Annotated in this window: 9 protein-coding genes and 1 tRNA gene; 2 read left to right on the top strand and 8 right to left on the bottom strand. The window is 61.9% G+C overall.

Annotated features, from left to right (window positions below):
* Window positions 1-246 precede the first annotated feature (246 nt).
* On the bottom strand, window positions 247-1,857 hold the full coding sequence (locus AC07OG_RS08025; RefSeq protein ID WP_495066682.1) for a mechanosensitive ion channel family protein: 1,611 nt from the start codon (window positions 1,855-1,857) through the stop codon (window positions 247-249).
* Between the two features lie 385 nt (window positions 1,858-2,242).
* Here AC07OG_RS08025 and aac(6') point away from each other — a divergent pair, with 385 nt between their 5' ends.
* Window positions 2,243-2,695, top strand: a complete 453-nt coding sequence (gene aac(6') / locus AC07OG_RS08030; protein ID WP_495066683.1) for an aminoglycoside 6'-N-acetyltransferase — start codon at window positions 2,243-2,245, stop codon at window positions 2,693-2,695.
* Between the two features lie 567 nt (window positions 2,696-3,262).
* Here the strand turns inward: aac(6') and AC07OG_RS08035 are convergent.
* The 7 genes from AC07OG_RS08035 to fdnG form a co-directional block, all read right to left on the bottom strand.
* A tRNA-Sec gene (locus tag AC07OG_RS08035) sits at window positions 3,263-3,358 on the bottom strand.
* Between the two features lie 19 nt (window positions 3,359-3,377).
* Window positions 3,378-5,285, bottom strand: a complete 1,908-nt coding sequence (selB, locus tag AC07OG_RS08040) for a selenocysteine-specific translation elongation factor (RefSeq protein ID WP_495066684.1) — start codon at window positions 5,283-5,285, stop codon at window positions 3,378-3,380.
* The gene (gene selA / locus AC07OG_RS08045; RefSeq protein ID WP_495066685.1) at window positions 5,282-6,712 is read right to left on the bottom strand and encodes an L-seryl-tRNA(Sec) selenium transferase; all 1,431 of its coding nucleotides are present in this window, start codon (window positions 6,710-6,712) and stop codon (window positions 5,282-5,284) included. The genes selB and selA overlap by 4 nt, the downstream gene beginning before the upstream one ends.
* 51 nt (window positions 6,713-6,763) lie before the next feature.
* Window positions 6,764-7,690: a formate dehydrogenase accessory protein FdhE gene (gene fdhE / locus AC07OG_RS08050; protein ID WP_495066686.1), complete on the bottom strand. Its 927-nt coding sequence runs from the start codon at window positions 7,688-7,690 to the stop codon at window positions 6,764-6,766.
* Window positions 7,691-7,694: 4 nt separating this feature from the next.
* Window positions 7,695-8,348 (bottom strand): formate dehydrogenase subunit gamma, encoded by a 654-nt coding sequence (locus AC07OG_RS08055; protein WP_060542061.1) that lies wholly within the window; start codon window positions 8,346-8,348, stop codon window positions 7,695-7,697.
* Window positions 8,345-9,280 carry a formate dehydrogenase subunit beta gene (gene fdxH, locus AC07OG_RS08060; RefSeq protein WP_495066687.1) on the bottom strand — a complete coding sequence of 312 codons (936 nt, stop codon included), beginning with the start codon at window positions 9,278-9,280 and terminating at the stop codon, window positions 8,345-8,347. The genes AC07OG_RS08055 and fdxH overlap by 4 nt, the downstream gene beginning before the upstream one ends.
* A complete protein-coding gene (gene fdnG, locus AC07OG_RS08065; RefSeq protein WP_218422988.1) occupies window positions 9,281-12,346 on the bottom strand; it encodes a formate dehydrogenase-N subunit alpha in 3,066 nt (1,021 codons plus the stop codon).
* A 267-nt stretch (window positions 12,347-12,613) separates the two neighbouring features.
* On the opposite strand from fdnG, the gene AC07OG_RS08070 reads away from it, so the two are divergent.
* Window positions 12,614-13,771: a MalY/PatB family protein gene (locus AC07OG_RS08070; RefSeq protein ID WP_495066688.1), complete on the top strand. Its 1,158-nt coding sequence runs from the start codon at window positions 12,614-12,616 to the stop codon at window positions 13,769-13,771.
* Window positions 13,772-13,947: the final 176 nt, after the last annotated feature.

Genomic DNA, 13,947 nt, shown 5'->3' on the forward strand with positions numbered 1-13,947 from the left:
ATACGCGATTGATTGCAAAGACCCTGTCGCAGCCATCAAAACAGTGAATACTGTTTATATGTAATCTTGCGTTCAGCGATAAAAATCGCCTGACGCAATAAGCATTTTATTCAATTAAATATCTATCGCCCCGCAGATTGCGCGTGGTCCTGATCACTCGACAGCGGTGGACGGGATCAATGACAAGATCAAAAGCCAACGCGTCAGTTTTCACTGGACGATTGACACCGGGCACTCTGCCGGCAGTCAGATGTCCTTCGGCTCCTGCGCAGGCGCGGTAAACCACTTGTCCCTCGGCACCCACTTCTCTGCCTGCGGGTCGCCCAGATAGTGCGGCGACATGATTTGCACGCCGTACTCGTTGAACACATCCTGGATATTGGCGTGCAGCATGCTCAGCAACACCGCGCGCGGCCGGGGCTCGCTCGGAATGGCCTGGGCCACCAGGCGGTATTCGGGATAAAAGTCCGACAATGCCGTCTGGAATACCTGCGCCGGTGGTTTCTCCAGAATGCCGGGAGTGCGCCGGGCCGCTTCCAGCAACATCCCTTCGACCTGCCGCCACGGCGTGTCGTAGCCGATGGTCACCACCGTATCGACCACATAACCGGGGCCCTGAACGACCCGCGAATAGTTCTTGGTGACTGCACTGGTGATCATTGAGTTGGGCAATGTCAGAACCTCGCCCAGACCTGTGCGGATGCTGGTGGTGAACATGCCCAGTTCTGTGACGGTACCTTCGTGATCGCCAATACGCACGAACTCGCCCGGGCGCAGGGTACGGGTGTAGGTCAGGATCAATCCGGCGGCCGCCTGGCCCACCACACTGGACGCCCCCAGGGAAATCATCAGACCAATCAACACCGACAGGCCCTTGAAGGCATCGGTGCCGGCACCCGGCAGGTAGGGATAGGCCATGGCCAGGGCAAACAGCCAGATCGCCAGGGACGTCAGGCGTTGGGTCGGTTGCAGGGTTTCATGGTTCAGCCAACTGACAGTGCCGGGGCCGGACATGCGCCGCAGAACCCTGTGAGAGAAGGCGCTTACACCGCGGGCGATGAAAAAGATCGCCAGAGCCACGCCAATCCCGGGGATGGCCCCGAGGATCCCTTCCAGCAGATAGTCGGCGACATTCAGCAGATAGTTATTGAGGCTTTCCCCCCATGGCCGGGTGTAGGGAAACCGCGACAGGACAAAACCCAGCCACTCGTAGGTGAGCAGCAATACCAGGGCCCAGCGCAGCAACTCCAGCAGGCGGCTGACCACTGGATACAGGTAATTGGCGTCAATCAGCGGTACTTGCCCGACCTTCAGCGCCTGGGTATGTCGACGCATCAGCCCGGGTAGTTTGGCCAGTAGTTTGCGGCGCACAAACACCATGCCAAGAAGCAGGCCGAGATAGATACCCGTGGCGAGCAAGGCAGCCCCCACTGCCCAGATTATCAAGCGCAGGCTGCGAGACTCATGGACTTCCGCCACCACCTGGCTGAGTTTTGCGGCCGCGGCTTCGGCGGCCTGCTGCGCCGAGTCGAATTCAGTGGGGTCGAAATCCTTTGGCGTCACGATAAACGCGCGCCTGCTGCCCAGCAGCACCATGTAGCTGTTGAGCACCGGGTCTAGGGTGACATTAAGGTCCTGCGCCTCATCCAGCGCTTCAATAATCACCGTCTTCGCCCGCTTGACCCGAGAAACCGGGGTTTCGCCCAGCATGGTCGCGCGAAACACCATGATGCTGCGGTTGGCCACTTTCAATTCAGCGGGAGCGTCAACCACCTGCGGTGCATCCTCGGCCCAGAGCAACACTGACCAGAACAGCCCGAAGACAGTAAACAATACCGCGAGCAGCCTGCTGCGCATGGCTTGGTTCCTTTCATCACAAAGATTCAGGACAAGGGTTTCTAACGCAGCCTAGTTCAGCGGTGAATGGATGTCAGATTTGCCGGAAGTGCCCGCCTGCTAATTCAGTGCACGACACCAATCCCCTGCAGGAGCTGGCTTGCCAGCGATAGCGGCGTGTCAGGCGCCAAAGATGGTGGATGTGAGGGCCTCATCGCTGGCAGGCCAGCGCCCACAGGTTTCCATGGTGAATTCAACATTTGCGCACGACACAAATCCCTTGTGGGAGCTGGCCTGCCAGCGATGGCGGCGTGTCAGGCGCACCTGTGAAGAGCGATCTGACCGTTCAAGCCTGATCGAAGATGACCTATGATCTTCATCAATTATTCCTTCGGGTTCTCCCTCAATGATAAAGCGCTGCACTTTGCTCGACCATGATGATTGGCTGCCCCTGCGTGTTGCTCTATGGCCTGATTCCGCCCCGGACAATGACCATGACACAAACAACGTACTGAGCGCGCCAGAGCGCTATCTGGTACTGCTCTTCATCAATGAACAAGGCAATGCTCTAGGGTTTGCCGAGGCTTCGCTCCGAGCGGACTATGTCAACGGTACCCATTCATCGCCCGTGGCCTTTCTCGAAGGTCTGTACGTCCGGCCCACCAGTCGAGGCCAAGGCATCGCGCGACAACTCGTTGCGGGTATCCAGCAGTGGGCCGAAGAAATGGGATGCACCGAGTTGGCTTCGGATGCACTGCTGGATAACCAGGGAAGTCACGCCATGCATGAGGCTCTGGGTTTCACAGAGACCGAACGGGTGGTTTATTTCTTGAAGTCTTTAGGGGCCAACAAGGCGTAGTAGTGCGCAAGTCCACGTCGGTCTAAACCAAGGTACGTTCGCCGAACAAAGACGACGGGGGAGCAAGTAGAGGCGCTTGATCTCCAGGAATCTATTGAGCTCACCTGCTGTGGCGAGGAAGCTGGCTCCCTCACCACCTGGTTCAATGTTTATTCCAGCGGGGCGACGTTATCCGGTTGACGGCCGGGTCCGCCAGCATGATGACCTGCAACCCGGTTAACACGCGTAATCGTTCACGACCTTCGCGAGCAGGCTCGCTCCTACAGTGAGTCTGCAGCGGACACAAAATTTGCGTACGGCCACATTCCCCTGTGGGGGCTGGCTTGCCAGCGATGGCGGCGTGTCAGGCGCCAGTGATGTTGGATGAGCCGGCCTCATCGCGAGCAGGCTCGCTCCTACAGTGAGTCTGCAGCGGACACAAAATCTGCGTACGGCCACATTCCTCTGTGGGAGCTGGCTTGCCAGCGATGGCGGCGTGTCAGGCGCCAGTGATGTTGGATGGGCCGGCCTCATCGCGAGCAGGCTCGCTCCAACAGGGTTTTTGGTGTACCGGGTTTTTGCGGAAAATGGCGGAAGGCAGCCGGAGTCGAACCTGCCCGGGAACGGATGCCGTCCCCAACCGGGTTTGAAGCCCGGCCGCGCCACCGGGCGCGATTGCCTTCCTTGAAATCTTGCCCTTGAATCAGTCTCCTGTGCCCAGGGCCAGTGCGTTGTCCCGGCGGATCTGGCGTCGGTCGCCCATGCGCCGGGTCAGGCCAATGCGGTCGAAGTATTCAAGAATCTGGATGCTGCGCTTGCGCCCCAGGCCCACCGCGTCACGAAACGCCGCCACCTGGATCACCGGGTCGGCGTCCGCCAGTTGCACAAGCATAACCGCCAATCGGCGAATCACGCTATCGGGGTAGAACAGATCACGGACCACTTGATGGACCAGTCCCAGGCGCGCCATTTTGCGCAGCAGTGCGCGCACGGTCGCCTCGTCATGCCCCAGGTTGCGCACCCATGGCGGATCAAACCCGGCAGTTTCGAACAAGGGTTGAAGCTTTTGCCAAAGGGCTTCGTCCGCTTCGCTCAAGCGCACCTGATGCCCGGGCAGATGCAGCCATGGCCCGTTGCTGGCAATGGCGCCGCTGGCCATCATCTCGTCGAGCAAACTGAGGAATGTCGGTCGCTCCAGGGCACTGGCGCTAAAGCGGCGCAGGCGATCCCGATCCGGGCCCATCTGGTCCGGCTCCAGTTCATGGAAGCGTGCGAGGTGTTCCAGCAGTGGCGTTTTCAAGGCTTCCCAGCGAGGGGTGCTGAACAGCAAGGGGCCCTGGCGGGTATCGATCAGGCGTACGTCATCGGGTAAAACCCAGGTGCTGCGTGGCCGGTTGAACTGACGCTCCAGAAGACGCGGATCGAGCCCGCTGTCGCTGTGGGCCAGCAATGCCGGCAGCACGTCCTCCAGCCGAGAACTGCTGACCAGCGCCTGCAACTGCGCCAGGCGCTCGGGGCTGCGGCGTTGTCGGGTCGGGGCAAAGGGATCGAGCACGCGACCACCACCAAGGGTGCGCTGGGCGCTCTGATCACGCAGGATCAACCGATCGCCTTTGACCGCCTGAACCGGTGTATTGAGCAGCAACTGCGCGAACATCCGCCCGCCCGGTGCCAGGCTGGCCCCCTGCAGCAACGCCACGCGCCCGGTCACGTCCTGGGTACCCACATGCACATGCACCGGCTGGAAGTGTTCGAACGCCCGCGCCTCGGCGGGCAGCAATTGCATGTCGATATCCAGGCGCAAAGTCGGCGCGTACAACGTATCAGCCAGCAACCAATGGCCCCGATGAATCTGCTCCAGTGCCAAGCGTTCGGCGCTCAGGTTCAAGGCCACGCGCTGACCGGCAAACGCACCATCCGCAGGCTGGTTCTGCGCATGCAAACCGCGAATGCGCACGGGTTTGCCCTGGGGGCCCAGCAGCAAGGTATCACCCACTGCGACCCGCCCGGACAATGCCGTGCCAGTGACCACGATCCCGGCGCCGGCGACGCTGAATGTGCGGTCGATCGCCAGTCGAAAACCGCCCTCAGTACTGCGTTGCCGCACATTGCGCTGCGCCTGTAGCAACAGTTCACGCAGGGGCTCGACACCGTCGCCCGTCACACTCGATAACGCCGTTATTGGCGCATCGGCATAAGGCCCGGGAGCCAGCAGCGCCTGGATCTGCTCGCGAACCTCAGCGACCCTGGCCGCGTCAACCCGGTCACACTTGCTGATCGCCACCAGCGCCCGGGGAATGCCCAGCAGCTCGACGATCGCCAGATGCTCGCGGGTCTGCGGCATCACGCCGTCATCGGCCGCCACCACCAGCAGTACCAGATCAATGCCTTGGGCGCCAGCGAGCATGTTATGGGTGAAGCGCTCATGGCCGGGCACGTCGATGAAACCGGTCAGGGCGGCGCCCGGCTCCAGCGCGGCGTAAAGGTAACCGAGGTCGATGGTCATGCCGCGCTCACGCTCTTCCCGGCGGCGGTCACCGGCCTGGCCGGTCAGGGCCTGGAGCAGTGCAGTCTTGCCGTGGTCGATGTGTCCTGCGGTGCCAACAATCACCCTGCCCGGCCCTCCACCTGCAACTGATCGAGCTGTGCCAGCCACGCCGGTTCATCGTCCAGTTGCCGCAGGTCCAACCACAGGGCGTCGTCATCAAGGCGCCCGAGCACCGGTACCGGCAAGCCGCGCAAGGCCGCCTCAAGATTGAGTAGGCTGCGTCCGCGCAGGCGTTTCGATACCAGCGGACGAAGGCACAGCGCCGCACTGGGAAGCCGCGCCACCGGTTGGCTGCCGCTGCCGATCATGCCCTGCGCCTTCTGCGCGTTCACAGCCCAGGTGTCGCCTAATGCTTGAGCCAGTGAAGGTTGCAAGCGCTCGGCCTGGGCAAGGATGTCGGCCTGGGGCCGGGTCAGCAAACGCAGGCTGGGCAAGCGTTCGGCCAGTCGATCCGGGTTGCGGTACAAGCCCAGTACGGCTTCGAGGGCTGCGAGGGTCAGCTTGTCGACCCGTAACGCGCGTTTCAGCGGGTTCTTCTTGATTCTGGCGATCAGGTCCTTGCGCCCGACGATCAACCCGGCCTGGGGACCGCCAAGAAGTTTGTCGCCACTGAAGGTGACGATGTCCGCGCCATCGTGCAGCGCCTGGCGCACGGTCGGTTCGGCGGGCAGGCCCCAGCGGGTCAGATCCAGCAGACTGCCGCTGCCGAGGTCCTCGAGCAGCGGCAGGCCATGTTGATGTGCCAGCGCGGCGAGCTGCGCTGTCGGCACGCTGGTGGTGAAACCCTGGATGCTGTAGTTGCTTGCGTGCACACGCATGATCAAGCCGCTGCGCGGGCCGATGGCCGCTTCGTAATCGCGGGCATGGGTGCGGTTGGTGGTGCCAACTTCATGCAGCTTCACTCCGGCCCGGGCCATGATGTCGGGAATGCGGAAGGCGCCGCCGATTTCGATCAGTTCGCCCCGGGAAATGATGCCTTCCTTGCGCGCGCCCAGGCTGTTGAGGGCCAGCAGCACTGCGGCGGCGTTGTTGTTGACCACGGTCACCGCTTCGGCACCGGTCAGCTCGCGGATCAGCCCTTCGATCAAGTCGTCGCGATCGCCGCGCTTGCCAGTGTGCAGGTCGAACTCCAGATTGAGCGGATAGCGCGCGGCAATCTGCACCGCATCTATGGCCTCCTGCGGCAACAATGCCCGCCCGAGGTTGGTGTGCAGCACCGTGCCAGTGAGATTGAATACCCGACGCACATGGCTGCGATGTTGTGCCTGTAAACGTTCGCCAGCCCTGCCCGCCAGCACTTCAGGGCTGATCTCAACCGCTTCGAGCAACCCTTGCTGCACCCCTTCGCGCAGTTCATCGAGCAGTTGGCGCAAGGTGGCCAGCAAGGCATCGCGCCCATAGCGCCCGGCCAGTGGCTGGCATGCCGGGTGACGCAGCAGGCTATCGATAGAAGGCAGACGCAGGGGTTGGCTGCTACCGCGTGCGGACATCGGGTGCTCCTGAAAACCAATAACCGTCGCGCCAGAGTGTAGTCACTGTGGTCATTCGTCTCCCGGTGCCAGCATCAGATTCGGTGCCAGGCGCTGATAACCGTCCTGGGCCAGGCGCATGTCCAGCAGCAGGCTGGACAGGTCCGCCGACAGCGGCTCGGCATCGGCGTCGTTTTCCAGGTAGAGCAACTTCAGATAGCTGTTGCAGCCCGGGCACATCTCGGCGCGCAGCGGCGCCTGATTGGCGGCGTGGCGTTCGTCTTCAAGACTGAGATACTCAAGCCCCTTGCTCTGTTCGCAATACACGCATTTGACCCGCACCACATGCCACTCGCAGGCACACAGGGAACAGGCCAGATAGCGCAAGCCGTTGTGCTTGCCGCGATGGCGGATCACCCCGGCCATGGCCGGTGAGCCGCAGGCCGGGCATTGGCTGAGGCTGTCACCCGGCGTCAATTTCAAGTCCGGCGTACTCAGCAGCCAGTGGCTCCAGGCCGTCTGCAGGGCCGCGCCCAGAAATGGCACCAGCGCCGCTGGCACCAGGGAAAATTGCCCGCTGACCAGCGCGACTGCCCAGGCGCGACGTTGGCCGGGGCTGGCCTCGCGCAAGGTCGTCACCGCGTCGACCACGGCCGGTTGCTCTGGCACGGCATAATGTTGCAGGAAGGCATCGAGGTACAGCTGCCAGTCGTCCTCCCGCGCCAGGCTGTCTGCGGCAAAGGGCGGCAAGCCGTGTTGCTGGCACAAGTCGATGCGCTGGCGGTCCAGCGGCTCGCTCAAGGGCGGATCGTCGAGCACCCGCTGCTGCGTCCGACAGACGCCGGCGATAAGAAGCAGGTAATCGGCCAACGCATGTCCCTCGGCCAGATGCTCCAGGCGCACCGCACGCAGGCTGAACAGGTTGTGGGGTGGCAGGTAGAGAAACGGCGGCGAACTGGCCGCCGCTTCGATTTGTCCGGGTTCGAGAATGGTTGCCAAAGGCTCAGCCCTTTTTCCTGATCGGTGGTTGCGGCGCCTCGTCGCGAGTCACCTCGCGGTACCAGAGTTCATGGTGCTTCTTCGCCCAAGCGCGGCTGACCCGGCCATGCATCATCGCGCTGACCGAGCCTTTGATCCAGATCCCGGCGTAGATGTGCACAATGATGCAGAGGATCAGCACAAACCCCGCCAACGCATGCAACAGCATCGCCCAGCGAATCGTGGTGATACCAAAGTAGTCGCTGAAATACGCGCGCCAGATCACCAGGCCAGTCAACAGCAAACCCAGCATGCACAGCAGTAAAGTCCAGAACAGCAACTTCTGCCCGGGGTTGTACTTGCCGATGGCGGGCACGCCCTCCTCTTCGTTACGCATCACCCGGTCAATGCGCCTGAGCCACAAGCGGTCATTGGCAATGAAATAGTTGGCGCGCCAAAAACGAAACACCAGGCCGAGGAACAGCACGAACATCACTACACCCATGAACGGATGCAGGATGCGCGTCCAGGGCCCTCCACCGAACAGGTTGCTCAGCCAGAACAGCGCCGGGTGGAACAACGCCAGCCCGGACAAACCGGCCATGAAGAACACAATCGCCACCAGCCAGTGGTTGGTGCGCTGGTTGCTGGTGTAGCGCAGGATGGTTTTACGACTCATGGCCGGTCCTCCCCACGGGGATCGAAGGTGTGCACCGAGGGATCGACCTGGTGCACGGAAGTATCCGCAAGGTCAGGTTGTTCATCCTCTTCGACCCGCTGCGGTCCAACCCTCACATAGTGGAAGAACCCGGCCAGCACCGCCGCGCCCATGGCCAGCAGCGCCAAGGGTTTGCTGATGCCTTTCCACAGGCCTACCAAGGGGCTGATGACCGGGGCGCTGGGCAGCCCGGCGTAGAGCGTTGGCGTGTCGGCGTGATGCAGCACGTACATCACATGGGTGCCACCAACGCCTTCGGGGTCGTACAGGCCAGCGTGTTCGAAGCCGCGACTCTTGAGGTCGACGATGCGCTCGGCGGCGTGCTCCTTCATGTCGACCTTGGTGCCGAACACGATGGCCCCGGTCGGGCAGGTTTTCACGCAGGCCGGCTCCAGGCCTACCGCCACCCGGTCCGAGCACAAAGTGCACTTGTAGGCCTTGTGGTCCTTTTGCGAAATACGCGGAATGTTGAACGGACAACCGGTGATGCAGTAACCACAGCCGATGCAATGATCCTGGTTGAAGTCGACGATGCCGTTGGCGTGCTTGATGATCGCCCCGGGGCTGGGGCACGCCGCCAGGCAACCGGGTTCGGCGCAGTGCATACAGCCGTCCTTGCGGATCAGCCATTCAAGATTGCCGGCGTCGGTTTCGTGCTCGGTAAAGCGCATCAACGTCCAGGTCTCGGCCGTGAGGTCCTGGGGGTTGTCGTAGGTGCCGTGATTGTGCCCGACCTCGTCACGCAGCTCGTTCCATTCCGAACAAGCCACCTGGCAGGCCTTGCAACCTATGCACTTGGTGGTGTCGATCAGCTTGGCGACTTCCTCCAGGTTGCGCACCGAAGGCGGCACGGTGGTGGTGGCCGAACGGGCGATGATGTCTTGGCTGGCCATTTAGACTTTCTCCACGTTGACCAGGAATGACTTGGATTCCGGGGTCTGGGTGTTGCCATCGCCGAGGAACGGCACCAGGGTGTTGGTCAGGTAACCGTGGCGCGTGAGCCCGGTAAAGCCCCAATGCAACGGAATGCCGATCTGGTGCACCACTTGATTGTTGACCTGCAGTGGACGAATCCGCTTGGTCACCACCGCCACTGCTTCGATAAAGCCGCGCTTGCTGCTGACCCGCACCCGGTCACCGGCGGCTATGCCTTTCTCCTTGGCCAGCACTTCGCCGATTTCGACGAATTGCTCCGGCTGGGCGATCGCGTTGAGCTTGCAGTGCTTGCTCCAGAAGTGAAAATGCTCGGTCAGGCGATAGCTGGTGGCGGCGTATGGGTAGTCCTTGGCCACGCCAAGGGTGTCCCACACCGAGTCGAAGATCCGCGCCGCCGGGTTGCTGGTGGCCTGCTTGTTTTGCGGGTGCAGCGGATTGATGCCGATGGGCGTCTCGAACGGCTCGTAGTGTTCGGGGAATGGCCCTTCGTTCATCTTGTCGACGGCAAAGAATCGCGCCACGCCTTCAGGGTTCATGATGAACGGATTCATACCCGCTTCCGGTGCCACGTCAGCCTTGAAGTCCGGCACATCGGTGCCGGTCCAGAGTTTGCCGTTCCACCACACCAGGCGCTTTTTCGCATCCCAGGGTTTGCCTTGCACGTCAGCCGAGGCGCGGTTGTAGAGAATCCGCCGGTTGGCCGGCCAGGCCCAGGCCCAGCCCTGATGCTGGTGCATGCCATAGGGATCGTTGTTGTCGCGCCGGGCCATCTGGTTGCCCAGTTCGGTCCAGCTGCCGCAGAAGATCCAGCAACCGGAGGCGGTGCTGCCGTCGTCCTTGAGCTGGCCGAACCCGGCCAGTTGCGCATTGGCCTTGACCGCAACGCCGGTGGCGTCGGTGAAGTCGGTAGTGGCGTAGCCGTTGATCTCCTTGGCCACTTCCTCCGGTGATGGTTCCTCGGGGATTTTGTACTGCCATGACAGTTTCAGCATCGGGTCGGGGTATACCCCGCCATCAGCCTGATAGCGCTGACGCAGGCGCAGGAACAGCTCGCTCATGATCCGTATGTCGGTGTGCGCTTCACCCGGACCGTCGGCGCCTTTCCAGTGCCATTGCAGCCAGCGGCTGCTATTGACCAGCGAGCCATCCTCCTCGGCGAAACAGGTGGTGGGCAGCCGAATGACTTCGGTCTGGATGTCGGCGCTCTTAACATCGTTGTAAGGCCCGACATTGCGCCAGAACTCAGAGGTTTCGGTGGCCAGCGGGTCCATCACCACCAGCCATTTGAGTTTTGCCAGCGCCGCCATCACCCGGTTCTTGTCGGGCAACGCGGCGATCGGGTTGAAACCCTGGCACATGTAGCCGTTGACCTTGCCCTGGCCCATCAGGTCGAACACCTTGAGGATGTCGTAGTTGGGAATGTCGAGTTTGGGCAGGTAGTCGTAGGCCCAATTGTTTTCCGCCGTGGCGTTGGCGCCGTACCAGGCCTTCATCAGGCTGACGTGGAACTTGCCGTAGTTCTGCCAATAGGACAACTGCCCCGGGCGCAACGGTTTCTGGGTGCGCTTGATAATGTAGGCGTTGTAATCCTGCTCGGCATCCACCGGCAACGTCAGGTAGCCGGGCAGCGAGTTGGACAACAGGCCGAGGTCGGTCAGGCCCTGGATATTGGAGTGCCCGCGCAAGGCATTGACCCCGCCACCGGGCATACCGACGTTGCCCAGCAGCAGTTGCACCATGGCCGCGCTGCGGATGATCTGCGCGCCGATCGAATGCTGGGTCCAGCCCAGGGCGTAGAGGATGGTCATGGTCTTGCCCGGTTGCGAGCAAGTGGCGATCTCCTCCCAGATTTTCTGCATGGCATCGACCGGCATCCCGCAGATCTGGCTGGCCAGGTCGATGTTGTAGCGGCTGTAGTGCTGCTTCATCAGTTGATAGACGCAGCGCGGGTCCTGCAGGGTCGGGTCGACCTTGGCAAAACCGTCTTCCCCGAGCTCATAACCCCAGCCGGATTTATCCGTATATACGCGCTTGGCCGCATCGTAGCCGCTGAAGATTCCGTCCTCGAAGCCATAGCCGGCTTTGACGATGAACGAGACGTCGGTGTAGTTGCGCACGTACTCGTGCTGGATCTTGTCCTCGGTCAGCAGGTAATTGATCAGCCCGCCCATGAAGGCGATGTCGGTACCGGTGCGGATGGGGGCGTAATAGTCGGCCACGGATGCTGTGCGGGTAAACCGCGGGTCGACCACGATCAGCCGCGCCTTGTTGTGCGCCTTGGCTTCGGTCACCCATTTGAAGCCGCACGGATGCGCTTCTGCTGCGTTGCCACCCATCACCAGAACCAGATTCGCGTTGGCGATATCGGTCCAGTGGTTGGTCATGGCACCACGGCCGTACGTCGGGGCAAGACTTGCCACCGTCGGGCCGTGTCAGACACGCGCCTGGTTATCGAACCCCAGCATGCCAAGACTGCGAATGACCTTGTGGGTGATGTAACCCGCTTCGTTGGACGCCGCCGAGGCAGCGAGGAAACCGGTGGTCAGCCAGCGGTTCACCGTCTGGCCTGCCGCGTTCTTCTCGATAAAGTTGGCGTCGCGGTCGGCCTTCATCAGGTTGGCGACACGATCGAGTGCTTCATCCCAGGACATGCGCGTCCATTCGCTGCTGCCGGGCTTGCGCACCTGCGGGTACTGCAGGCGGCCGGGGCTGTGAATGAAGTCGAGCAGGCCGGCGCCTTTTGGGCACAGGGTGCCGCGGTTGACCGGATGGTCGGCGTCACCTTCGATGTGAATGATATTTTGCGCGACATTCTTGGAGGCATCGCCCTGGCTGTACATGATCAAGCCGCAACCGACCGAGCAATAAGGGCAGGTGTTGCGGGTTTCATGGGTGTGGGCAAGCTTGAAGTGACGCACCTGTTCGGCAAACGCAGGCGTCGGGGCCATACCCAACGCACCCAGGCTAGAGCCTGCAAGGCCGATACCGGCGACCTTGAAGAATTGACGACGGCTGAGATCCATCGTGCACTCCTGATCAGGTGGAACCCGGTGCATGGCCGGGCCTTTTTGAACAACCACGGTGCCAGCAGCCTGGCTGCCGACATTTGACACTTTAGTCAAGGTATTGGCGCACGGTGTGAAAACCGACCGTCGGCCAGATTTGGTGCACACACAAAACCCTGTGGGAGCCGGTGGGTGGCCCAAATCATCATGGCGAGCAGGCTCGCCCACAAAGCGCCATGGGCTTATCATGGCGACCCTGCACAACCCGCCTTTACGAGACCTTCCATGACTTACGATTTTGATCAGGTGTTCGACCGCCACGGCACTGGCAGCACCAAATGGAGCCGCTACCCGGCTGACGTGTTGCCAATGTGGGTGGCCGACATGGATTTCGCCGCGCCGCCGGTAATCATCCAGGCCCTGCAAAAGCGTCTGGAGCACCCGATGGTCGGCTACAGCGTGGCCCAGCAAGACCTGCGCGAGGCTATCGTCGCCGACCTCTGGAACAAATACGCCTGGCGCGTCGAACCCCAGGCACTGATTTTCCTGCCGGGTGTCGAGTCAGGCGTCAACATGGCACTCAAGGCACTGGTGCAGGCGCAACAGAACGTTGTCGTGCAAGTCCCCAACTATCCGCCGCTGCGCCACGCGCCTGGCCATTGGGGGCTGAACAAGGTCGAACTGAATTTTGACACCCGTGCGGACGGCACCTATGCCACGCCGCTCGATACCTTGAGCCAGTCGTTGCAAGGCGGTGGTGCGCTGCTGTTGAGCAACCCGCACAACCCGCTGGGCAAGGCGTTCCCCCGGGAAGAACTGCAAGCGATTGCCGACATCTGCCTGGAGCAGGACGCCTGGATCATTAGCGACGAAATCCACGCCGAGCTGTGTTTCGACGGCCGCCAGCACACTCCGATAGCGACCCTGAGCCCGCAGGTTGCCCAGCGCACCATCACGCTGATGTCGGCGAGCAAGGCGTATAATATCGCCGGCATGAAAACCTCGTTCATGATCATTCAGGACAGCCACCTGCGCGAGCGGGTCAACCAGGCCCGCTGCGGCATGGTCGACAGCGTCAACCCGCTGGGCATGGAGGCCACCCGCGTTGCCTACAGCGAAGCGGCGCCCTGGCTGGCACAGCTCAAGGACTACCTGCAGGGCAACCGCGACTATCTGGTCGATGCCGTGCGCAGCCGTTTGCCGGGCATCAGCATGCACGTGCCGCAAAGTACCTACCTGGCGTGGCTCGATTGCTCGGCACTGGGCCTGGACAACCCGCAGCAGTTCTTCCTCGACGAGGCCCGGGTCGGCCTGAGCGCCGGGCTGGACTTCGGCGATGAGTGCCAACAGTTCGTGCGCCTGAACTTCGGCTGCCCACGGTCGCTGCTCGAAGAAGGCATCGCGCGCATGGAGCGCAGTTTGCGTAACCGGCAGGGTTCCTGAAGGCACAGCTATTCCCTGTGTGGCGAGGGGGCTTGCCCCCGCTGGGCTGCGAAGCAGACCCAAAACTATTGGGACTACTGCGTAGTCCAGCGGGGGCAAGCCCCCTCGCCACAAAGAGCCTGAGTGCGCTGCTCATCCGAAATCCAACCGAACTCAAGACAAAACGCCAGAGTCCA

The organism is Pseudomonas sp. GW821-FHT09H03, assembly GCF_059415945.1.

Bases quoted from the DNA above. Each gene is read 5' to 3' on its own strand.
- AC07OG_RS08025 (WP_495066682.1), bottom strand. From the start codon at position 1,857: ATGCGCAGCAGGCTGCTCGCGGTATTGTTTACTGTCTTCGGGCTGTTC.
- selA (WP_495066685.1), bottom strand. From the start codon at position 6,712: ATGTCCGCACGCGGTAGCAGCCAACCCCTGCGTCTGCCTTCTATCGAT.
- AC07OG_RS08055 (WP_060542061.1), bottom strand. From the start codon at position 8,348: ATGAGTCGTAAAACCATCCTGCGCTACACCAGCAACCAGCGCACCAAC.
- fdxH (WP_495066687.1), bottom strand. From the start codon at position 9,280: ATGGCCAGCCAAGACATCATCGCCCGTTCGGCCACCACCACCGTGCCG.
- AC07OG_RS08070 (WP_495066688.1), top strand. From the start codon at position 12,614: ATGACTTACGATTTTGATCAGGTGTTCGACCGCCACGGCACTGGCAGC.